At 71.2% G+C, this 20,081-nt stretch carries 22 protein-coding genes; 8 read left to right on the forward strand and 14 right to left on the reverse strand.

All coding sequences use genetic code 11. The annotated features are described in order from the left end of the window. Positions 1 to 4: 4 nt before the first annotated feature. Genes ABIA36_RS00710 through ABIA36_RS00720 form a run of 3 tightly spaced genes read right to left on the reverse strand, consistent with a single transcriptional unit; the run spans position 5 to position 2,955 of the window. A complete protein-coding gene (locus ABIA36_RS00710; protein ID WP_369960243.1) occupies positions 5 to 304 on the reverse strand; it encodes a DUF3039 domain-containing protein in 300 nt (99 codons plus the stop codon). Between the two features lie 57 nt (positions 305 to 361). Further along, on the reverse strand, positions 362 to 1,939 hold the full coding sequence (locus ABIA36_RS00715) for a hypothetical protein (protein WP_369960245.1): 1,578 nt from the start codon (positions 1,937 to 1,939) through the stop codon (positions 362 to 364). Further along, entirely contained in the window at positions 1,915 to 2,955 is a 1,041-nt protein-coding gene (locus tag ABIA36_RS00720; RefSeq protein WP_369960246.1) for an ATP-binding cassette domain-containing protein, read from the reverse strand. Before ABIA36_RS00720 ends, ABIA36_RS00715 begins: the two co-directional genes overlap by 25 nt. Before the next feature lie 386 nt (positions 2,956 to 3,341). Between ABIA36_RS00720 and ABIA36_RS00725 the strand changes: the two genes are divergently transcribed. The 7 genes from ABIA36_RS00725 (at position 3,342) to ABIA36_RS00755 (ending at position 8,003) form a co-directional block, all read left to right on the forward strand. Beyond that, on the forward strand, positions 3,342 to 4,034 hold the full coding sequence (locus tag ABIA36_RS00725; protein WP_369960248.1) for an NTP transferase domain-containing protein: 693 nt from the start codon (positions 3,342 to 3,344) through the stop codon (positions 4,032 to 4,034). 54 nt (positions 4,035 to 4,088) lie between these two features. Further along, positions 4,089 to 4,973 (forward strand): ABC transporter permease, encoded by an 885-nt coding sequence (locus tag ABIA36_RS00730; RefSeq protein ID WP_369960250.1) that lies wholly within the window; start codon positions 4,089 to 4,091, stop codon positions 4,971 to 4,973. Further along, complete coding sequence (locus tag ABIA36_RS00735) at positions 4,974 to 5,708, forward strand: ABC transporter ATP-binding protein (protein ID WP_369960252.1); 735 nt, start codon at positions 4,974 to 4,976, stop codon at positions 5,706 to 5,708. A gap of 136 nt (positions 5,709 to 5,844) precedes the next feature. Then, a complete protein-coding gene (locus ABIA36_RS00740; protein WP_369960254.1) occupies positions 5,845 to 6,165 on the forward strand; it encodes a hypothetical protein in 321 nt (106 codons plus the stop codon). A 136-nt stretch (positions 6,166 to 6,301) separates the two neighbouring features. After that, entirely contained in the window at positions 6,302 to 6,601 is a 300-nt protein-coding gene (locus ABIA36_RS00745; protein ID WP_369960256.1) for a helix-turn-helix domain-containing protein, read from the forward strand. A gap of 93 nt (positions 6,602 to 6,694) precedes the next feature. After that, positions 6,695 to 6,994, forward strand: a complete 300-nt coding sequence (locus tag ABIA36_RS00750) for a helix-turn-helix domain-containing protein (protein WP_369960258.1) — start codon at positions 6,695 to 6,697, stop codon at positions 6,992 to 6,994. 73 nt (positions 6,995 to 7,067) lie between these two features. After that, complete coding sequence (locus ABIA36_RS00755) at positions 7,068 to 8,003, forward strand: hypothetical protein (protein ID WP_369960260.1); 936 nt, start codon at positions 7,068 to 7,070, stop codon at positions 8,001 to 8,003. A 59-nt stretch (positions 8,004 to 8,062) separates the two neighbouring features. Here ABIA36_RS00755 and ABIA36_RS00760 read toward each other — a convergent pair whose 3' ends face one another. The 4 genes from ABIA36_RS00760 to ABIA36_RS00775 all read right to left on the reverse strand — a co-directional run bounded on the left by ABIA36_RS00760 (position 8,063) and on the right by ABIA36_RS00775 (position 12,689). After that, positions 8,063 to 8,944 (reverse strand): glycosyltransferase family 2 protein, encoded by an 882-nt coding sequence (locus tag ABIA36_RS00760; protein WP_369960261.1) that lies wholly within the window; start codon positions 8,942 to 8,944, stop codon positions 8,063 to 8,065. Beyond that, entirely contained in the window at positions 8,937 to 9,755 is an 819-nt protein-coding gene (locus ABIA36_RS00765) for a CDP-alcohol phosphatidyltransferase family protein (protein ID WP_369960263.1), read from the reverse strand. The genes ABIA36_RS00760 and ABIA36_RS00765 overlap by 8 nt, the downstream gene beginning before the upstream one ends. Positions 9,756 to 9,757: 2 nt before the next feature. After that, positions 9,758 to 10,801 carry a glycosyltransferase family 2 protein gene (locus ABIA36_RS00770; protein ID WP_369960265.1) on the reverse strand — a complete coding sequence of 348 codons (1,044 nt, stop codon included), beginning with the start codon at positions 10,799 to 10,801 and terminating at the stop codon, positions 9,758 to 9,760. Between the two features lie 133 nt (positions 10,802 to 10,934). Continuing rightward, positions 10,935 to 12,689 (reverse strand): trypsin-like peptidase domain-containing protein, encoded by a 1,755-nt coding sequence (locus ABIA36_RS00775; RefSeq protein ID WP_369960267.1) that lies wholly within the window; start codon positions 12,687 to 12,689, stop codon positions 10,935 to 10,937. Between the two features lie 148 nt (positions 12,690 to 12,837). Between ABIA36_RS00775 and ABIA36_RS00780 the strand changes: the two genes are divergently transcribed. Further along, positions 12,838 to 14,034, forward strand: a complete 1,197-nt coding sequence (locus ABIA36_RS00780) for a pyridoxal phosphate-dependent aminotransferase (RefSeq protein ID WP_369960269.1) — start codon at positions 12,838 to 12,840, stop codon at positions 14,032 to 14,034. Between the two features lie 13 nt (positions 14,035 to 14,047). On the opposite strand, the gene ABIA36_RS00785 is transcribed toward ABIA36_RS00780, so the two are convergent. From ABIA36_RS00785 to ABIA36_RS00815, 7 genes are read right to left on the reverse strand one after another with little or no spacing between them, the layout of a single operon-like run. Further along, positions 14,048 to 14,854, reverse strand: a complete 807-nt coding sequence (locus ABIA36_RS00785; RefSeq protein WP_369960271.1) for a carbon-nitrogen hydrolase family protein — start codon at positions 14,852 to 14,854, stop codon at positions 14,048 to 14,050. Continuing rightward, positions 14,851 to 16,629, reverse strand: a complete 1,779-nt coding sequence (locus ABIA36_RS00790; protein ID WP_369960273.1) for a sensor histidine kinase — start codon at positions 16,627 to 16,629, stop codon at positions 14,851 to 14,853. Before ABIA36_RS00790 ends, ABIA36_RS00785 begins: the two co-directional genes overlap by 4 nt. Continuing rightward, on the reverse strand, positions 16,626 to 17,012 hold the full coding sequence (locus ABIA36_RS00795; RefSeq protein ID WP_369960275.1) for a response regulator: 387 nt from the start codon (positions 17,010 to 17,012) through the stop codon (positions 16,626 to 16,628). Before ABIA36_RS00795 ends, ABIA36_RS00790 begins: the two co-directional genes overlap by 4 nt. Then, positions 17,009 to 17,164, reverse strand: a complete 156-nt coding sequence (locus tag ABIA36_RS00800; protein ID WP_369960277.1) for a hypothetical protein — start codon at positions 17,162 to 17,164, stop codon at positions 17,009 to 17,011. Before ABIA36_RS00800 ends, ABIA36_RS00795 begins: the two co-directional genes overlap by 4 nt. Then, positions 17,161 to 17,913 carry a PHP domain-containing protein gene (locus ABIA36_RS00805; RefSeq protein WP_369960279.1) on the reverse strand — a complete coding sequence of 251 codons (753 nt, stop codon included), beginning with the start codon at positions 17,911 to 17,913 and terminating at the stop codon, positions 17,161 to 17,163. Before ABIA36_RS00805 ends, ABIA36_RS00800 begins: the two co-directional genes overlap by 4 nt. Continuing rightward, positions 17,910 to 18,920, reverse strand: coding sequence for an ATP-grasp domain-containing protein (locus tag ABIA36_RS00810; protein WP_369960281.1), 1,011 nt, complete (start codon positions 18,918 to 18,920; stop codon positions 17,910 to 17,912). The genes ABIA36_RS00805 and ABIA36_RS00810 overlap by 4 nt, the downstream gene beginning before the upstream one ends. Further along, positions 18,917 to 19,984, reverse strand: a complete 1,068-nt coding sequence (locus ABIA36_RS00815; RefSeq protein WP_369960283.1) for a response regulator — start codon at positions 19,982 to 19,984, stop codon at positions 18,917 to 18,919. Before ABIA36_RS00815 ends, ABIA36_RS00810 begins: the two co-directional genes overlap by 4 nt. Between the last annotated feature and the right edge of the window lie 97 nt (positions 19,985 to 20,081).

Here is a 20,081-nt window from a genome sequence, read left to right on the forward strand (position 1 = left end):
AGCATCACTCGTCGCGCAGCTTCGCGTAGATCTCCTGGCAGGTGGGACACACCGGGAACTTCTCCGGATCGCGGCCCGGAGTCCACATCTTGCCGCACAGCGCCTTGACCGGCTTGCCGGTCATCGCCGACTCGAGGATCTGCTCCTTCTTCACGTAGTGCGAGAAGCGCTCGTGGTCGCCGGGCTCGGAGATCTGCGGGGTCTCCAGGAGCTCGCGCTCGCGCTCGAGCGTCGAGGTGCCGCCGCCACCCGGCTCTCCGCTGCCCGGTTCTCCTCCGGGTTCGAGGGTGCTGGAGTCGTTCATCATCCCAGTCTAACGGCGTGAGGTCCGGACGCCGCCGGAACAGCAGCTGCGCCGGGCTCAGTCGTTGCGGTTGGCGAACGCCATCAGCTCCGGGCCGCGCTTGTCGAACGCGCGCGCGCCCGCCCACAGGCCGCCGCCGAGAGCGGCGAAGCCGACCAGCACGGACGCGATGGGCGAGATCCCGAGCCAGAACGGGTTGACGGTCAGGCCGAGCGCCAGGAACACGACCGCGGGCGAGGCGAGGATGACGATCGCGAAGAAGCTGAACGCCTGCGCGAGAGCCGCGGACGCCCCGGAGTTCTGCGGTTGCGTGAATGCGCTGTCGCCCGGCTTGGTGGCCGGGTACGGGAACAGCGCGGAGAACGCGCTCGACAGGCCGAGGCCGATCACCAGGATGGACCCGCATAGCGCGGCGATCGCGGGCAGCACGGCCCAGTTCCCGAACACCGCCGCGGTCACGATCGAGCCCACCGCGATGACCGGGATGCCGATGAGCAGCGGCGGGAACATCCTCCCGAGCCGGTCCGCGATGCCGCGGGTGCCCGAGACCAGGTGCAGCCAGATCGCGGTGCTGTCGTAGGCGACGTCGTTGTGGATGGTCCAGCCGAGGAACAGGCAGACCAGCGGCAGCGGCACCAGGGAGGCGAAGTGGATCGGGAGGCCGCCGAGAGCGAGCGCCACCACCACGAACACCGGGATGACCGGGACGACCACCAGCGCCACCCAGTAGCGCGCGTCCCTCCCCCAGTACGTCATCGAGCGCGCGGCGATGGCCGCCGTCGGGCCGCCGGGCAGCCGGGAGAACCAGCCCAGGCCGTGGTGGTCGCGCGCGCGGGTCTCCCGCTCCGGCGCGACGAGCACCAGCGCGACCAGCGTGCGCCAGACCAGCCAGAGCACGCCGACGGTGGCGACAGCGATCAGGAACTGGACGAAGGCCGCTCCCCCGTCGCCCTCGGCCGCGGCGCCCGGCATGCTCCAGACAGCGCCGAGCGGCGTCCACTGCAGCCAGCCGGCGAAGCCGTTCAGCGTGCCGAGGCCGTCGCGGCCCCAGTCGACGGTGAGCAGCAGGATCAGCACGGGCGCGAGCAGCACGAGGGCCAGGAACGCCACCACGCCGCCGGCCTCCTTCGACCGCCGCGGCGGGACCAGGAGCGAGGCGATGGCGGTCGAGATCCGCGACGCGAGCACGCAGGTGGGCACGACGAGCAGCGCCGAGAGCACGGCGAGCACCGCGGCGCCCGGGTCGCGGGACCAGGTGATGACCGTTCCCAGCGAGCAGACGAACAGCACGATCGCGGGCACGCCCGCGAGGGCGGCGAGGGCGAGCGCCCGGGCGAGCTCCCGGTCCGGGATGCCGAACAGCGCGAACTTGCGCGGGTCGAGCGCGTCGTCGACGCCGAACATCAGCGGCAGCAGCAAGAACCCGGCGACCACGATCGACCCGACCACTACGAGGACGCCGTGCACGTCGGCGACGTCCGGCGCGAGGCGCGCCGCCACCAGGGCGCCGAACACCAGGACGACCGTCACGATGCCGTAGGCCAGCGCCAGCACCAGGCCGAACACCTGCCACGGGCTGCGCCGGAAGGAGTTGGCCAGGAGCCTGAGCCTCAGTCCGAGAAGCTGTGCAACCACTCCATGCCCTCCGCCGCCTTGCGTCCACCGGCCAGGTCGACGAACCGTTCCTCCAGGGTCTGCTCGCCGCGCACCTCGTCGATCGTCCCGGCCGCGAGCACCTGGCCGCGGACGATGATGGCGACGCTGTCGCAGACCCGCTCGATCATGTCCATGCCGTGGCTGGAGAGCACGACCGTGCCGCCTGCCGCGGTGTAGCGCTGCAGGATGTCCACGACGTTCGCGGCGGAGACCGGGTCGACGGACTCGAAGGGCTCGTCCAGCACCAGCAGGCGCGGCGAGTGGATCATGGCGGCCGCGAGCGCGATCTTCTTGGTCATGCCCGCGGAGTAGTCGGCGACCAGCCGGTCGAGCGCGTCGGCGATGCCGAACGCGTTCGCGAGGTCGGCGGTGCGCGCGTGCACCGTCTTGGCGGAGAGCCCGCGCAGCGTTCCGGCGTAGTGCAGGAACTGGGCCCCGGTGAGGCGGTCGAACAGGCGCAGCTTGTCGGGGAGGACGCCGATGACGTGCTTGGCGCGCACCGGCTCGGTCCAGGCGTCGACGCCGTGCACCACGACGCGGCCCTCATCGGGTCGCAGCAGCCCGGTGATCATCGACAGGGTGGTCGTCTTGCCGGCGCCATTCGGCCCGACGATGCCGTAGAAGGAACCCTCGCAGACGTCCAGCGACACGCCGTCGACGGCCACGATCGAGCCGTAGCGCTTGCTGAGCCCGTGCACGGTGAGGACACTGGGACGCGTGTCCACGACCGGGGCGGGGCGCACCGGCTCCGGAGGCTCTGCGGGTGCGGAGACCGCGGGAGCCGTCTCGACGACGGCCTTCGCTGTGCGCGGCTTCTGCGCCGTCTTCGCTGTCGCCGTCTTCGCCGTCTTCGCGGTGGCCGTGCGCTTGCGCGGCGTCGGCGTGCGTGTGCTCGGCCCCGCCGCGGCGGCCGCCGTCTTCGGCTGCGTGCGCTTGGCGGCCGGGCGCGCGACGGGCCCGGCCTGCTCCGGCTCGGACTGCGCGATCTCGGTCATCCGCTCCCCCTCGTCATCCCCCTGCGTTTCGGGCGCGACGGAACCCGGATCGGTGCTGCTGCCGGGTCGCGCGCGCTCGAAACTCACCACGCAACCGTACCAAGACAGAACAACTTGCGTACCCCCCGACGGGTCACCTCGTCGCGAGGGTCGGCGGCATCCCAGACTGCCTAGGAATGTCCTGTGAGGAACATAACGACCGCGCAACGACCGCCGTCAACCCCTGCCCCCGGACGAGGGCCGCCGGTACTCTGGTGCAGGCATGAAGGCGTGTCGAAACACGTAAAGCGTGAATGAACTCCCGGCGACATCCCGGGAGTGGCGGGCGTCGAAGCTCCGCCGCAATCACACCCACACGGGGTTCGCGCGGATTCAAGGAGATGATTGTGACGACCCAGGTAGTGATCCTCGCGGCCGGAATGGGCAGCCGGCTCGGCCGGAGCCTCCCGAAGCCGCTGACGGAGCTGAGCGACGGCCGCACCATCATGCAGCAGCAGTTCGACAACATCCACGCCGCGTTCGGCAAGGACGTCACCGTGACGATCGTCGTCGGCTACAAGCTCGAGCACATCATCGAGGCGTTCCCGGACGCCGAGTTCGTCTACAACGAGCAGTACGACCAGACCAACACCTCCAAGAGCCTCATGCGCGCCCTCCAGGCCTCGGGCCCCGGCGGCGTGCTCTGGATGAACGGCGACGTCGTGTTCGACCCGGCCGTGCTCGTGCGCGGCGCGGCGATGGTGTCCCGCGACCAGACCTTCGTGACCGTCAACACCTCGTCGGTCGCCGACGAGGAGGTCAAGTACACCACCGGCCCCGAGGGCTACATCCACGAGCTGTCCAAGACCGTCAAGGGCGGACTGGGCGAGGCCGTCGGCATCAACTACATCTCGGGCAAGGACAAGGCCGCCCTGCTGCGCCAGCTCCAGCGCGTCGCCGACCAGGACTACTTCGAGCGCGGCCTCGAGCTCGCCATCGAGCAGGACCGCCTGCTGGTCGAGCCGGTCGACATCTCCGACCTGTACGCCGTCGAGGTGGACTTCCAGGAGGACCTGGAGCGCGCGAATCTTTTCGTATAGTCGAAGGGCCGCGTGAAAGGAACACGCAGCCAGCGATCAATACGATAGGTTCCCGTGACCACTACCTCCGCCGATCTGCGCCCCGCGCAGCGGACGCGCTCCGCCCGGTACCGCCACTCGCTGTGGCTGCTGACGGTGCGCGACCTGCGGGTGCGCTACTCGACCAGCGCCCTGGGCTACCTGTGGTCGATCCTCGATCCGCTCGTGATGAGCGCGATCTACTGGTTCGTCTTCACGGTGATCTTCCACCGCAGCGTCGGTGAGAACCCTTACATCGTCTTCCTCCTCACGGCGCTCCTGCCGTGGATGTGGTTCAACGGCGCGGTGTCCGACAGCACACGCGCCTTCCTCCGCGAGGCGAAGCTCATCCGCTCCACGATGATCCCGCGCACGATCTGGGTGAATCGGATCGTGGCCTCCAAGGGCATCGAGTTCCTGCTCTCGCTCCCGGTGCTCGCGATCTTCGCGATCGCCACCGGCGCGCACGTGAACGTCGACATCCTGCTGTTCCCGCTGGCCATCCTCATCCAGGTCGTCCTCACCGTCGGGGTCGGCCTGATCGTCGCGCCGCTCGTGGTGTTCTTCCGCGATCTGGAGCGGGCCGTGAAGCTTGCGCTGCGCTTCCTCTTCTATGCCTCGCCGATCATCTACAGCGCCCGCGACCTCCCGGGTGGCTGCGGCCCGGGCGTGGCCGCGAAGAACTGCGCGGCCCACCTCGCTGCGCACCCGGGTACGGCCACCGACACGCTGTTCTCGCTGCACTTCTGGTCGGCGTTCAACCCGCTCACCGGCATCTTCAGCCTCTACCGGTCGGCGTTCTTCCCGGAGGAGCTGGACTGGTACCTGGTCATCGTCGCCGCGCTGATGTCGCTGGTGCTGCTCGGTGTCGGCTGGCTCGTGTTCAAGCGCTTCGAGCGCGACGTCCTGAAGGAGATCTAGGTGTCAGCCGTCATCGACGTCACCGGCCTGGGCGTGCGGTTCAAGCGCAACCGTGGGGCCCGGCGCTCGTTCAAGGATCTGTTCGGCGGGCGCCAGCGCCGTGCCCGTCCGGACGACTTCTGGCCGCTGCGGCATGTCTCGTTCCGGGTCGAGCCCGGCGAGGCGATCGGGGTGGTCGGCCGCAACGGCCAGGGCAAGTCGACCCTGCTCAAGCTCGTCGCCGGCGTGCTGCTGCCCGACGAGGGCACGGTCCGGGTCACCGAGGGCGTCGCTCCCCTGATCGAGATCACCGGCGGCTTCGTGGACGACCTCACCGTGCGCGACAACGTCTACCTCACGGCCGGCCTGCACGGAATGACGAAGCCGCAGATCGACGCCCGGTTCGACGAGATCATCGGGTTCGCCGAGATCGGCGACTTCGTGGACACCCCGTACAAGCACCTCTCCAGCGGAATGAAGGTCCGGATCGCGTTCGCGGTGATCGCGCAGCTCGAGGAGCCCGTGCTGCTGGTGGACGAGGTGCTCGCCGTCGGCGACCGGGGCTTCCGGGAGAAGTGCTACGCGAAGATCGAGGAGCTCCTCGCCAGCGGCCGCACCCTCTTCTTCGTCTCGCACAACGAGAAGGACCTGCGCCGGTTCTGCGCCCGCGGGCTCTACCTCGACAAGGGCAGCCTCGTGCTGGACGGCCCGATCGATGAGGTGCTCGACCTCTACAACCAGGATTACGGGTCGTAGAAAAGCCTGGTCAGAGCCTGTTTCTGGCGTGCGAGAAGTCCTCCACAGAAAAAAGTTCTCGCGAGTTCTCCCCAGAAGCGGTTTATAGGCCCGATTTCGGCGCCTGAGCGTCGGAGGGCGTTATTACCTTGGCGGCATGAAGACACTCCGGAACCTCCGCAGCCCCCTCGCCCCGCTCCGCCACAAGCGCTTCGCCTATCGCGTCCCCTGGACCGTCGACCGCAGCGGCGCTCCCCACTTCCGCATCGTCAACACCAGCGCCGAGGAGCTCCGCGGCGTCACCGTGAGCATCGCGGGCAGCTCCTCCGTACGGGTGAGCTCGCCATCCCGCGTCCGGCCCGGCGAGGCCGTGCGCGCCAGCATCAGCGGGCGCGACGACCCGGCGCGCGACACCGTGCTCGTCGTGCGGTGGTTCCCGCCCGACGGCCGCGAGTACCTCTGGCTGGTCAGCTTCTGAGCCGCGCGGCCGGCCGCGCTGTTCGGCCGGCCGGCCGCGGCCGGGGCATGCATTTTCCGGACTTCCCGCCTCGGGTGCGAATGTCGCGGGCGCGCACACTCTGGTCCGTAAGACCAGAGCCGGATAAACATGCAGCATGAAACATTCGTCGTCTCGTCCCGCGGTCCACTTCGGTGCGCAGGTGCGCCGCGCACGGATCGCGCTCGGTCTCAGCCAGGAGAGCATCGCCGAACTCGCACGGATGCATGTCACGAACTATGGCAGGATCGAGCGCGGCATCGCGAACCCCAGCCTGCTGACGATGCTGCGGATCGCGAGCGCTCTCGACACCGACATCGCCCTCCTGACCGAGGGACTGTCGCGGGCCGACCTCCCGGCCGAGTTCACCGTGCACACCGCGGACGAGTTCCTGCGGGAGCGCGACAGACGCCGCTGACGGCATGCATTTTCCGATCTTCCGGCCTCCGGCACGAATGTCGAGGTGCCACCCGCTCTGGTTCGGGAATCCGCAACCGGATAGGCATGACGCATGAAACAGTCGACGTCTCCTGCGGCGATCCACTTCGGGGCGAAGGTGCGGCACGCGCGCATCTCCCTCGGCCTCAGCCAGGAGAGCATCGCCGAACTGGCCCAGATGCACGTCACCAACTACGGAAAGATCGAGCGCGGCATCGCGAATCCGAGCCTCGTGACCATGCTGCGCATCGCCAGCGTCCTGGGCACGGACATCGCCCTCCTGACGCAAGGGCTGTCGAGGAACGACCTGCCCGACGAGTTCGACGTCCTGAGTGCGGACGAGTTCCTGCAGGAGCGCGACCGGCGACGCTGAGGCGTCGAGATGCCGGCTGGCCTGGTCACCTCAGCCCTGGTCCCCTGGGCAGAGGGGCATACACTCGGTAAAGATGACCAAGCGACCCGAGCCCTTCATCTCCCCGACCGGCGGTCCGCCCCGCGGCGGCGACACCCCGCGCGCCGTCGACAACACCCTCGACCGCTTCCTCGGCATCCAGCGCCCCGTCGTGCTCGCCCACCTGCGCGGTCTGCGGCGCCGGCACCCGGACGCCACGGCCGCCGAGCTCGCCGGCATCCTCGAGCGGCGCTACCTCGCGGCCGTCACCACCGGCGGTGCGGCGGTCGGCGCCACGGCGGTCATCCCCGCGATCGGCACCGGCGTGACCCTGGCGCTGTCGGGACTCGAGACCGCCGCCTTCCTGGAGGCCACGGCGCTGTACGCGCAGTCCCTGAGCGAGCTGCACGGCATCGCGGTGGAGGATCCGACGCGTGCGCGCGCTCTGGTCCTGACCATGATGCTCGGGCGTGAGGGCTCCGACCTGGTGCGCCAGCTCGCCGGCCAGGTGGCAGGAACCGGGGTGACCCGCACGGCCTACTGGGGCGAGCTCGTCACGACCACGCTGCCGTCGATGGTCATCGGGCCGCTCGTGGACCGGCTGCGGAACTCCTTCATCCGGCAGTTCGCGGTGCGCGGCGGCGCGTCGATCGTCGCGCGGGCGATCCCGTTCGGGATCGGCGCGGTCGTCGGCGGGACCGGCAACCACATCCTCGGCAAGCGGGTGGTGACGAACTCGCGGCTCGCCTTCGGGGCCGCGCCGCTCGTCATCCCGGACGCGCTCACGCCGTCCGAGGGGCCGGGCGCGGTGCGGCGCTTCGGCGCCAGCACCGGGCGCCGTGTGGTGCAGGCGGGCGTGGTGCTGCGCGGCGTCCTCCCGGCGAGCGTGGTCCGGCGCGGCAGAAAGGGCGAGGATTCCGCCGCGCTCGACGCCGGACAGGGCCCGGCCGCCATCGAGGCGCCAGGCACGCCGACGCCGCCCGAGTCCTAGACGACCGGCGGCCGCCCGGCGGCCATGATGGCGCCAGACACACTGACGCCGCCCGAGTCTTAGACGATCGGCGGGCGTCCGGCGGCGGTCATCCGCAGCACGGTGCGCCAGCGGATGGGGCGGCGTTCGCCCGGGTCGACGCTCCAGCCCTCGCGCCAGCCGCCGAACCACGCGCGCAGGACCTCCGGCTTGCGGAACCAGCGCAGAAGCTGGATGCCCGTCCACGAGGCCACGTAGAGCGGCACCAGCACGGCGGGCAGGTTGCGCCGCGCCAGCCACACGCGGTTGCGGGCGTTCAGCCGGTAGTAGTACGAGTGCCGGGTGGGCGAGACAGCGGGGTGCTCGGCGACCAGGTCGCCCGCGTACCAGACGCGCTTGCCCTGGTCCCAGACCCGCCAGGCCAGCTCGATGCCCTCGTGGGCGTAGAAGAACGGGTCGGCCCAGCCGCCGGCGCGCTCGAACACGTCGCGCGGGAGCACGATCACGGCCTCCAGCACCGAGAACACGGCGGAGGACTCCCCCGGGTCGCCCTTGCGGATCCGCGGGATCCAGCGCCGCGGCGACGGCTTGCCGTCGCGCGCCCGCAGTCGGGGCTGGATCATCCCGATGCCCGGGTCGTTCCGCAACAGGCCGATCGCGTCGCGCAGGAAACCGGGCGACGGGATGTCGGCGTCGTCGTCGAGGAACAGCAGGTACTCCCCCGCCACCTGCGGCACGCCGCGGTTGCGGCCGGCCGGGATGCCGAGGTTCTCCGGCAGCGCCAGCGTCGCGACGCCGGGCGGCAGCGGCGGGTCCGAGGTCGCGGGGTCCCAGCCGTTGCCGACCACGACGATGTCGGTGGCCACGCCCTGCTGGGCGAGGACGGACTCCACGCCGCGCAGCAGGTCGTCCGGCCGCGTGCCCTGGGTGAGCACGACGACGCCGACCGTGGGGTCAGCCACGGACCCGTTTGGACGACATGATCGCCACGAAGTGCCCGATCGCCGCCAGCAGCGCCAGCGGGACGAGGATCGACAGCAGGATACGGTCGGCGAGCGGTGTGCCGATGAACAGTCCGACGATCGAGAAGACGAAGATCACCATCGTCAGTTCCACCGAGTGGTACATCCGGTGGAACGGGACGAACTTGGCCGCCCTGCGCAGGGTCGCGACGAGGCCGTGCGTCGGCGCGTACGCGGCCTCGGTGTCGGCCAGCTTCGGCAGGCCGGCGCTGGCCCGGGCGACGCGCACCATGTCGTTGAGCGCCTTGTTGAGCACGATGATGAGGGCGAGCAGCGTGCCGAGGTTCGTCCAGAGGAAGTCCTGCGGCGCCTCGAACGGGAAGCCGGCGGCACGGACGCCGAGCGCGATGGCGATCAGGGTCTCGGTCGTGTAGTGGCCGACGTTGTCGAGGAACATCCCGGCCGGGGACGACGTCTTGCGCCAGCGCGCCACCTCGCCGTCGCAGCAGTCGACCAGCATCTGGAGCTGGCCGAGGACGAGCGCGAGGGCGGCGCCGCCGATGCCCGGGATGAGGAGGCTCGCCGCGGTCGCCCAGCCGGTCAGGATCATCAGCCCGGTCACGCCGTTGGCCGAGATGGAGGTCTTCAGCAGGACCCAGGTGAGGTAGGGCGACAGATTGCGCAGGTACAGCGACGCCGTCCAGTGCTCGGCGTTGCGCCGTCCGCGCACCTCCGGGGGCTGCGCCACCGCCTTGAGCTCGGCGATCGACGTGGGCCGCGCTCCGTGCGCCGCCGGTCCCGCTGCAGTCATGCCTACCTTCCCGTGTGGGCCGTGATGTTCCGGGTGAGGGACAGGTATCCGAGGATGAACCCGATCCCCCAGCTGAAATGGATGCACGGCAAGACTACGAGAAACCAGAGGAACGACGAAAAGCCGTCGCGGCGCCCCCAGACGAACGCGGACGCCACCACGATCACGAGGTAGGCCACAGGGACGGCGAACGCCCAGAGCAGCCACGGCGTGGCGCCGAGCGCCGCCTGCAGCACCCCGCCGAGGCCGAGCAGCACGCCGAGGGCGACGCCCAGCACCATGACCGGCGGGGCGAAGTAGCGCAGGCCGTTGGAGGCCGGGAAGCGCCGGGCGAGCTCGCCGCGCCAGATGCCGGTCGAGAAGAACTGCCGAGCGAGCCGGTACAGGTTGGGGCGCGGCCGGTAGACCACGCGGAGGCGCGGCGTGAACCAGACCGTCCCTCCCGCCTGCCGGATGCGCCGGTTGAGCTCCCAGTCCTGGCCGCGCTTGATCTCCTCGTCGAAGAGGCCGACCTCCTGGAGCCGGTCGCGGCGGAACACACCGAGGTACACCGTCTCGGCGGGGCCGGCCTCGCCGCCGACGTGGAGCTTGGTGCCGCCGAGGCCGATCCGGCTGCCGTAGGCGCGGGCGACCGCGCGCTCGAACGACGTCGTGCCCTGCGCGTCCATGAGGCCGCCGACGTTGTCGGCTCCGGTCTCCCGGATGGTCTCCACCGCGATCCTGGCGTAGTCGGGGGGCAGGACGCTGTGGGCGTCGACGCGGATGACGACCGGGTACTGCGAGGAGCGGATCGCGAGATTCAGCCCGGCCGGGGTCGAGCCCACCTCGTTGTCGACGACGCGGATGCGGGGGTCGACGGCGGCGAGCTCCGCGACCAGCTCCGTGGTGCCGTCGATGCTCGGCCCCAGGGCGATGGTGACCTCGAACGGACCGCTGTAGTCCTGCGCCAGGAGGCTGTCGACCGCCGCGCGGACGTGGGTCGCCTCGTTGAGGACGGGCATCACGTAGGACACACCGGGGAGGGTGTTCACGTTGTCGTCCGGCATCTGATCCATTCGTCGTTCGGGCCTCGCCGAGCTTATCAGCCGGCACCTGGACGGCCCCTCGGACGGCCCCACGGACGGCACTACGACGGAAGGCCGTCCCGCGGTGCGGGACGGCCTTCCGAGCGGAGCCGGGTCAGTTCGCCGGGAGCGAGCCCAGGGTCACCGAGGTGGTCTTGGACTGGCCGCCGCGGAGGTAGGTGACGTCGGCCTTCGCACCGGCCGGGAGGGCGCGCACCTGGGCCGTGAGGTCCGTGGCGTCGGTGATCGGCAGTCCGTTGAAGTTGACCACGATGTCGCCGGCCTCCAGACCCGCGCTCGCCGCCGCGCCGCCGGAGGTGACCGACTTGATCGCGGCGCCGACCGTGGTCGCCTTGCTGTCCTGGCTGGCGTCGCCCACCGAGGCCCCGAGGAGGCCGTGGGTCGCCGAACCGCTCTTGATCAGCTCGTCGGAGATCCGCTTCGCCAGGTTCGACGGGATGGAGAAGCCGACGCCGATGCTGCCGGACTGGGTGCCGGAGGAGCTGCCGCCGCTCGCGCTCGCGATCGCGACGTTGATGCCGATCAGCTCGCCCTTGCTGTTGAGCAGGGCGCCGCCCGAGTTGCCCGGGTTGATCGACGCGTCCGTCTGGATGACGGGGAGCGAGATCGTGCCCTGGCTGCCGCTCTGGGACGAGCCGCCGCCCTGGTTCGGGAAGTCGAAGTTGAACGGGTTCTGCGAGCTGCCGTTGCCGCTGCCGCCGCCGTTCGAGCCGTCGCTGGACTTCGGCGCCGCCGAGGACGCGATGCTGATCGACCGGTTCAGCGCGCTCACGATGCCGTCGGTGACGGTGCCGGAGAGGCCGAGCGGGGCGCCGATCGCGACCGTGGTGTCGCCCACGTTCAGCTTGCTGGAGTCGGCCCAGTTCATCGGGGTCATCCCGCTGGCGCCGTCGAGCTTGATGACCGCGAGGTCGGTGGTCGGGTCGGTGCCGACGATCTTGGCGGTGTAGATCTTGCCGTTGTTGTCGGTGACGCTGATGCTCACGTTGGACGCGGCGCCGTCGAGCGTGACGACGTGCGTGTTGGTGAGGATGTAGCCGTCCGAGCTGAGGACGACGCCCGAACCGGTGCCGCCCTCGCTGGAGGCACTGACGGAGATGGTGACGACGCTCGGCGAGGCCTTCGCGGCGACCGCGGTCACCGTGGTGGCGTTGTTGGTGTCGTTGACCGTGATGTTCTGCGGGCCGGAGACCGTCTTGATGGTCGCGTTGCTGCCGGTGGCCGAGTACAGCCCGATGCCGGCGCCGGCGCCGGCGATGCCGCCGATGAGCGCGCCGATGGCGAGGGTGGCGATGATGAGGCCGGTGTTGCGCTTGCGCGGCGCCTTCTCGGCGGTGCCCGGCGCGGTGGCGTAGGGCTGCTGGTGGGCGCCGGGCTGCTGGGCGTACGGAGCCTGCGCGTAGCCGGACGGCTGACCGAAGGCGCCGTTGCCGTAGTCGGGCCGCGGCTGCGGCTGCTGCGCGCCTGCCGGCTGACCGTAGGGCTGCTGCGGGGTGACCGGCTGGGTCGGCTGGGTGTGATTCACGGGGATGGGGCCCTGCTGCGCGGTCGGCTGCGGCACGGTCGGCTGCTGCGCCGTCGGCTGCTCGGCGGTCGGCTGCTGCGCTGCGGGCTGAGCGGCCGGAGCGGTCCAGCCGTGGCCTGCGGCCGGGGTCGGAGTCGCGGGAGCCTGCTCGGCGGGCTGCTGCTCGGCGGCCGGAGCGGCCGGGGCGGGCGCCTGCTCGGCGGCCGGGGTCGGAGCTGCAGCGGGGGTCTCGGCGGGGTGAGGCGCGCCGGCATCCACGACCGCGTCGGTGTCGGCGTCGTTCTGGGGCTTCGCGGGCTCCGGGGTGATCGGGGAGTCGGTCATGGTGTGGTGCTCCTTCCAAGCACTAGACAGCTTGGGATGCGAACCTGGGCGTTCTATTTGCGAGTCCTGTGGGCGACCTTCCGCCTCCCGATGACTCCCCCCAACGTAACGAATGGATGCGATGGGAGCGAGGCCCTACGGTGGTTCCATGACGGTTTCCGGGGCATGGAAGGCCGCCGCGCGCGGTGCGGGACTACTGGGTGCGGACGGCGTGGTCCGCCCCACGATCTTCGCCGAGATGAGCGCCCTGGCCGTGCGCACCGGCGCGATCAACCTCGGGCAGGGCTTCCCCGACGAGGACGGCCCGGCCGCGGTGCTGGACGCCGCGGTCGAGGCCATCCGGGGCGGCGCCAACCAGTACCCGCCGGGCATCGGCGTCCCGGAGCTGCGGCACGCCGTCGCCGAGCACCAGCGGCGCTTCTACGGGCTGGAGGTCGACCCCGATCGCGAGGTCCTGGTGACCGCCGGCGCGACGGAGGGGATCGCCGCGACGCTCCTGGCGCTCCTCGAGCCGGGCGACGAGGTCGTCACGTTCGAGCCGTTCTACGACGAGTACGGCGCCGTGATCTCCCTCGCCGGCGGCGTGCACCGCACCGTGCCGCTCGAGCCGCCCGCGTTCCGCCCGGACCTCGACCGGCTGCGCGACACCGTCACCGACCGCACCCGGGTCATCCTCGTCAACACGCCGCACAATCCCACCGGCGCGGTCCTCGACCGCGAGACGCTGACGACCATCGTCGAGCTCGCACACCGGCACGACGCGATCATCGTCACCGACGAGGTCTACGAGCACCTCACCTTCGGGCCGCAGCACATCCCGATCGCGACGCTGCCCGGCGGGTGGGAGCGGACCGTCACCATCTCCTCCGGCGGCAAGACGTTCAACACGACCGGCTGGAAGATCGGCTGGCTGACCGCGCCCGCCGAGCTCGTGACGGCGATCCTGGCGGTGAAGCAGTTCCTCACCTACGTGAACGGGGCCCCGTTCCAGCCGGCGATGGCTGCCGGGCTGGCGCTCCCTGACACGTTCTTCACCGGGATCGCCTCCGCTCTCGCCCACAAGCGCGACGTGCTGTCCGCGGGGCTGCGGGCGGCGGGGTTCGACGTGCACCGCAGCGACGGCACCTACTTCGTCGTCGCGGACGCCGCACCGCTCGGCCATCCCGACGCGGTGGCGTTCTGCCGCAGCCTGCCGGAGCTCGCCGGGGTGGTCGCCGTGCCGCTGTCGGCGTTCTGCCGCGACGACTACGCGCGGCGGACGGCGTCCCTGGTGCGGTTCGCGTTCTGCAAGCGCGTCGAGGTGCTGGAGGAGGCCGCGGGCCGCCTGGCGACGCTGGGCGGCTGACCCGCCAGCCGCCTCAGTCGATCGGCTCCACCCGGTAGCGCCGCAACTTCAGCGCCGGGTTCCGCCGGCGGACCTCCTGCACGCGCTCGGCGGACGCCTCGGCGACGGCGACGCCCGAGGTCTCCCCCAGCCCGGCGATCACGACGCCCATCGGGTCGATGATCGCGCTGGAGCCGACGCCGATCGGCGGCGTGTGGTCGGCCGCCGCGACGTACACCGTGTTCTCGATCGCGCGTGCGGCCAGCAGCGTGGACCAGTGCTGCTCCTTGAGCGGTCCGCGCACCCACTCGGCGGGCACGGCGACCAGCTCGGCCCCCGCGTCCGCCAGCCGTCGCGTCACCTCGGGGAAGCGCAGGTCGTAGCAGGTCTGCATCCCGATCCGGAGGCCGTCGACCTCGAACACCTCCGGCAGGGCGAGGTCACCGGGGACCACCCAGTCGGACTCCGTCGAGCCGAACGCGTCGTAGAGGTGCTGCTTCCGGTAGATCGCGTGAGTCTCCCCGGTGGGGCCGACCGCGACGAGCGTGTTGGCGAACTTGTCGCGCACGCCGGTCTGCTCGACCAGCCCGGCGATCGCGTACACGTCGTGGTCCCGCGCCGCCGCCTGGAGCGCGGTGACGAACTCGCCGTCCAGCGGCTCGGCGTTGCGCGCGAACGACGGCCCGAGCGGATCGGTGAAGTAGGAGGAGTACTCCGGCAGGACGACCAGCCGCGCCCCGCGCGCCGCCGCGACCGCGATCAGCGCGGCGGCAACGTCCCGGTTGTGCACCCGGTCGTCGACCGGGGTGAACTGCGCGACCGCGACGCCGACGCCGGTCACGGCCGGGCCTCCGCGCCGGGCACCGCCTCCGCGACCGGGCGCGGCGTCTCGATCGGGAGCCGCAGGCTGATCGACGTGCCGATGCCCTCCTCGCTGGCGATGTCGAGCCGGCCGCCGTGCGCCGTCACGATCGCCTTGGTTATCGTCAGGCCGAGGCCGACACCGGGGACCGCGTTGCGCGTCGCGGTCGAGGCCCGGAAGAAGCGTTGCGAGAGTTGGCTGAGCTCGACCGCCGGGATGCCGATGCCGGTGTCCGTCACCGCCACCACCGCCTCGTTGCCCTCGCGGCGCAACGAGAGGGTGACCGTCCCGCCCGACGGGGTGAACTTGAGCGCGTTGGAGACGAGGTTGTCGACGGCCTGGCCCAGGCGCACGGTGTCGCCGCGCACCTCCACCGGCTCGTCGGGCACGTCGCAGACCAGTGCCACCCCCGCGGTCGCGGCGACCGGGGTGGCCGACTCGATGGAGGCGCCGACCACCGAGCGCAGCTCGGCGTCCTTGATGTCGATCGGGAACCGGCCGGACTCCACCTGCGCGGTGAACAGCAGGTCGCCGACCAACCGCAGCAGCCGGTGCGCGTTGCGCTCGGCGACGCCTAGGTACTGGAGCTGCTCGTCGGACAGCGGCGACTCGTCGTCGTCGCGCATCAGCTCCAGGTAGCCGAGGATCGAGCTGAGCGGCGTCCGCAGCTCGTGCGAGATGAGGCCGACGAACTCGTCCTTGAGGCGCGCGAACTCCCGCGCCTGCGTCATGTCGGTGGCGACGAAGATGAAGCCGACGCGGTGGCCGTTCTCGTCCAGCCGCGGCGTCGCGGCGACCTGGACGGGCACCTGCTTGCCGTCCGGTCGCACGTAGGTCCAATCGCGCACGTCGGCGTAGCCCGCCCGCACCGTGTCGACGAGAGCGGAGAAGTCGTCCATCCCCGACACCGTGGTGAAGCGCGCGTCCATGTCGCGCAGTCGCTCTTCCAGTTCGCTCACGAGGTGGAACTCGATGACCTTGCGGTCGGCGCCGAGGACCTGCGCCTCGGTCAGGCCGAGCATCTTCGCGGCGCCCGGGTTCCAGACGTCGATCACGCCGTCGAGGTCGGTGCCGATCACGGACTGCTCCGTCACGGCGTTCCAGATGCTCTGGATGAGGCGGTTCGCGGTCTTCAGCCTCGCCTCGTTGAGCACCAGCTCGTCCTGGGTGCGCACGGCCTGCTCCAGCATGTCCTCGCGCTGCTGCGCCGCCGCGCGGGTCGCCTCGAGCTGCCTCCGCGAGCGCTGCGCGATCTCGTTGACCACCGCGGCGACGATCGCATAGATGACGGGCGAGAAGAAGGCGCGGATGAGGTCGGCGGGGCTGGTCGAGGCGACGTCGACCAGGATCGGGCCGATCAGCACGAGGAAGATCCCGCCCGCGGCGATGAGGATGTTGCGCCGGCCGTCCTCGGTCGCGATCCAGATGAACGGCAGCAGCAGGATGACGCCGATGGACGACGTGGTGCCTCCGGTGCCGATCCGCATCAGGCCGATCGAGAGCATCGCCACCAGCGGCACGACCACCGTCCAGTGCACGCCGATGCGTGGCCACGGCACCAGGAGCGCGAGCAGGAAGGCGCCGATCATCACGGCCACCGAGGCGGCGATGTAGAGCGGGATGTGCGCGCTCACCACCCCGGGGATGAGCGACAGGCCCAGCGCGATGATGTAGCCGACCAGCGTCGGCACCAGCTTCACGAAGACGGAGGGCGATTCGAGCGGGATGCGGCTCAGCCAGCGGTCGAGCGTCATGCGGGTTCCCCCAGTCCGAGCATCGAGCGGATGCGCTCGGAGAGCGCGCGCGGGCTGAAGGGCTTGATCAGGAAGCTGTCCGAGCGGTCGGCGACGACGCCGTGGTCGGAGAGGAGCTGCACGGAGGCCGACACCATGAGGATGAGCGTGCTCCGGGTCAGCTCGTCGCCGCGGATCGCCTCGGCGACCTCAACGCCGTTGAGCCCCGGCATCGAGATGTCGAGCACCGCAAGGTCGACGCCGCCGGCGGTGACCGCGTCGAGGGCCGCCCGGCCGTTGTCGACGGCGGCCACGATCTCCACCCCGGCACGGTTGGCGGCGATGACCATGAGCCCGCGGATGTCGGCGTCGTCGTCCGCGATCACGACCCGCTTGGCCGTCACGGGAAGAACACCACCCGCACCACGACGACCGCGGCGATGATCAGGAGGGCGACGGCGCCGTAGAGCGGCAGTCGCAGCTCCCAGCGCCGGTTGCGGTCGAGCTCGCGCTGCAGCTCTTCGCGCTGGACGCGGGTCAGGTCGACGGGGCTCATGCCTGCTCCTCCCGTTCGACGGCGCCGAGCACGGCCGCCACACGGTCGTAGCGGCCCACGTCGGCGGCGTCGTGACTGTCGGTGGACGCAACGATACGCGCACCGGCGGCGCGGAGCGCGCGGACCGCCGCGGGGCCGGGGCAGGCCCACTTCTCGTTGACCTCCACGATCGTGCCGGTGGCGGCCGCCGCGGCGGCCCAGGCCGCCAGCCGGGAGGCGCCGAGCTGCTCCTCGGCGAGCCCGACCTTCGGCAGGATGGAGAACCAGTGCGCGAGCTGCGCGTGCGGCGTGCCCTCCATCGCCCGGATGCTCGCCTCGATCAGCAGGTCGAGGGCGTCGTCCGCCGTGAGGCCGGCCGCGAGCCGCTCCCGGGTGGCCTCGGGCGACCACGGCCCGTCGATGCCGGGGAACTGGTGGTCGCCGATGACCACGGCGTCTACGCCGCCGAGGCCCACGACCAGGTCGGCGGGGATGTCGACGGCGCCGGTCACGTCGAGGAGCTTGGCCTCCACGCCGGTGAGCACGGTGAGGCCGTCCGGCACGGGCTCGGCCGCGACGGCGGCGACGAACTCCGGCACCCAGGCCGTCGAGGCGCGCACGTGGTCGGTCAACCGCACCGAGCGGAGCCCCGCGCGCTGCGCCGCGGCGATGTTCTCGGCGAGCGTGCTGCGGGCGTCGTCCGAAAAGGTGGAGTGGACGTGGAAGTCGCCCTCCAGGAGTCCGCTCAGCCCTGTCGCCTCTCCGGTCACTCGTCCAGCCCTTCCGCGTGCGCCGCGTTCTCGGACACGAGCACGTCGCCCGGGTCGAGGAAGACGTCCTCCAGGAAGCGCACGTTGGCGAGCTCGGCGAAGTCGACAGCGGACGGCACGGGCCGGCCGAGCACCAGGTCGAGCAGCAGCGACGGCATGTCGACGCCCGCTGCGATCGTCAACGGCATCGCGCCGGGGAAGCGCGGGTTGACCTCCAGCAGCGCGGGGACGCCGTCGCTGCTGTAGCGGAGCTGCACGTTGGCGACGCCGGTCAGGCCGATGGCGCGTGCGACGTCCGCCGCGGTCTCCGACAGCTCGGCCCTGCGCACGGTGCGGCCGGCGATCGAGACCCCGGAGTCGACGCGCTCCCGCGAGCGGGGCACGGCGGCGATGACGTTGCCGTCCAGACCCGCGAGCACGTCGACGGAGAACTCCTCGCCGGGAAGGTTCTCCTGGACGATGATGCTGCGATCCTCGCCCAGCGCCTCCAGGGCCGCGCGGTCGGCGATCAGGCGGACGCCGCGCGAGCCTGCGCCGCTGCGCGGCTTGACGATGACCGGGAAGACCCACTCCGCGCCGACGCCGTCGCGGTCGAGCAGCCGGGTCTCCGGCAGCCGCGCGTGGCCGTCGACGGCCTGCGCCAGCCGGTACTTGTCGAGGCAGGTCACCAGCGTCTCGTGACTCGGCGCGGCGAGGGCGGTGCCGACGGCGGTCAGCTCGTCCCGGCGCTCGGCGAGGCCGGGGAGCTCGACGTCCACCGTCGAGAACAGCACGTCGACGCCGTCGGCGGCGCACAGCGCGATCACGTCGTCCACGAATTGCGGTGACTTCCCCGGCGGCACGATCCGGCGGGCCTGCTCGGGCACCAGGTACAGCCCGCTCGCCCAGCCGTCCATGTCGGCGGCGAACACCTCCACGTCGGCGCGCTTGAGCAGCGAGCGGATGACGGCGATCCCGGCCGGTCCGCCTGCCCCGGTGACGAGGACGCGGGTGGTGCTCTGGGTCATTCCTGATTCCTTCTGATCCGGGCGTCGGTGTGGATGCTCGCGGCCGGCACCGAGATGTCGGCGGTGTCGCGCATGACCTCCAGCGGCTCGCAGTTCGTGCCGCCGCCGAACCGGGACCAATACCGCGCGGTGGCGAGGACGAAATCGTGCTCGAGGTAGGCGCGCTGCTCCGCCTGCGAGCGGAAGCAGTCGATGAGCCGCAGCTTCGCCTCCGTGAACCCGTCGATCGGAACGAACCGGGTCGGCCGGAAGTCGATGGTGGCGGACGGGCTCTGGAAGCAGCACACCGTGCGCACGTCGCGGGTCGCGACGCTGACGGCGGCGTGCACGGCCCGGTGGTCCTGGTGGCGGTCGTGCGCGGAGTGCGTGTAGACGATGTCCGGCTTCACCTCGGCGACGACGCGCTCGATGATGCTGACGGTCGGGTCGGCGGCGGAGATGCGGGTGTCCTCCAGGTCCTCCAGGAACAGGCGGGCGCCGAGCAGCTCGGCCGCGGCCAGCGACTCGTGCTGGCGGTCTTCGGCGTCGCCGCCGCGCGCACCGCGCGACAGCGTCAGGATGACCACCTCGTTGCCCGCGTCGCGGTGCGCGGACAGGATGCCGCCGACGCCGATCTCCACGTCGTCCGGGTGGGCCCCGATCGCGAGGACCACCTGCCGCTGGCTGACGGCGCGCTTGGCGCGGCCCTCCTCGGCGAGCCGGCCGACGATCGCGACGAGCTCGGAGGATGCGATCGGCTTGGTGAGGAACTCGTCCGCCTGTGCCCGCAGCGCGGAGACGGCGTAGTCGACCGAGACATGCGCGGTCATCACCACGACCGGCATCCCCGGGTGGCGGCCGCGCAGCTCGCGGAGCAGGTCGATGCCCGAGATCCCCGGCATCTCGATGTCGGTGATGACCACGTCCGGCTCGAAGGCGGCGATGGTGTCGAGGGCGATGGAGGGATCGGTCACGGCGACCACCTGCGCGTCGGCGCGCTTCTCGAGCACCGTCTTCATGTAGAACGCGACGTCCGGATCGTCCTCGATCACGCACACGCGGTACTTCTGAGCAGAGTTCGCCATACGCCTTCTCCCGAATCCCTGGCTCGACTCTAGTGGGACGCCCGGTCTGGGCGAATCGGACGCGCCCGGGGCCGCACCCGATTTCACAGTGCCCCGA

The organism is Leifsonia sp. EB34 (genome assembly GCF_041260585.1).
Classification (GTDB): domain Bacteria; phylum Actinomycetota; class Actinomycetes; order Actinomycetales; family Microbacteriaceae; genus Leifsonia.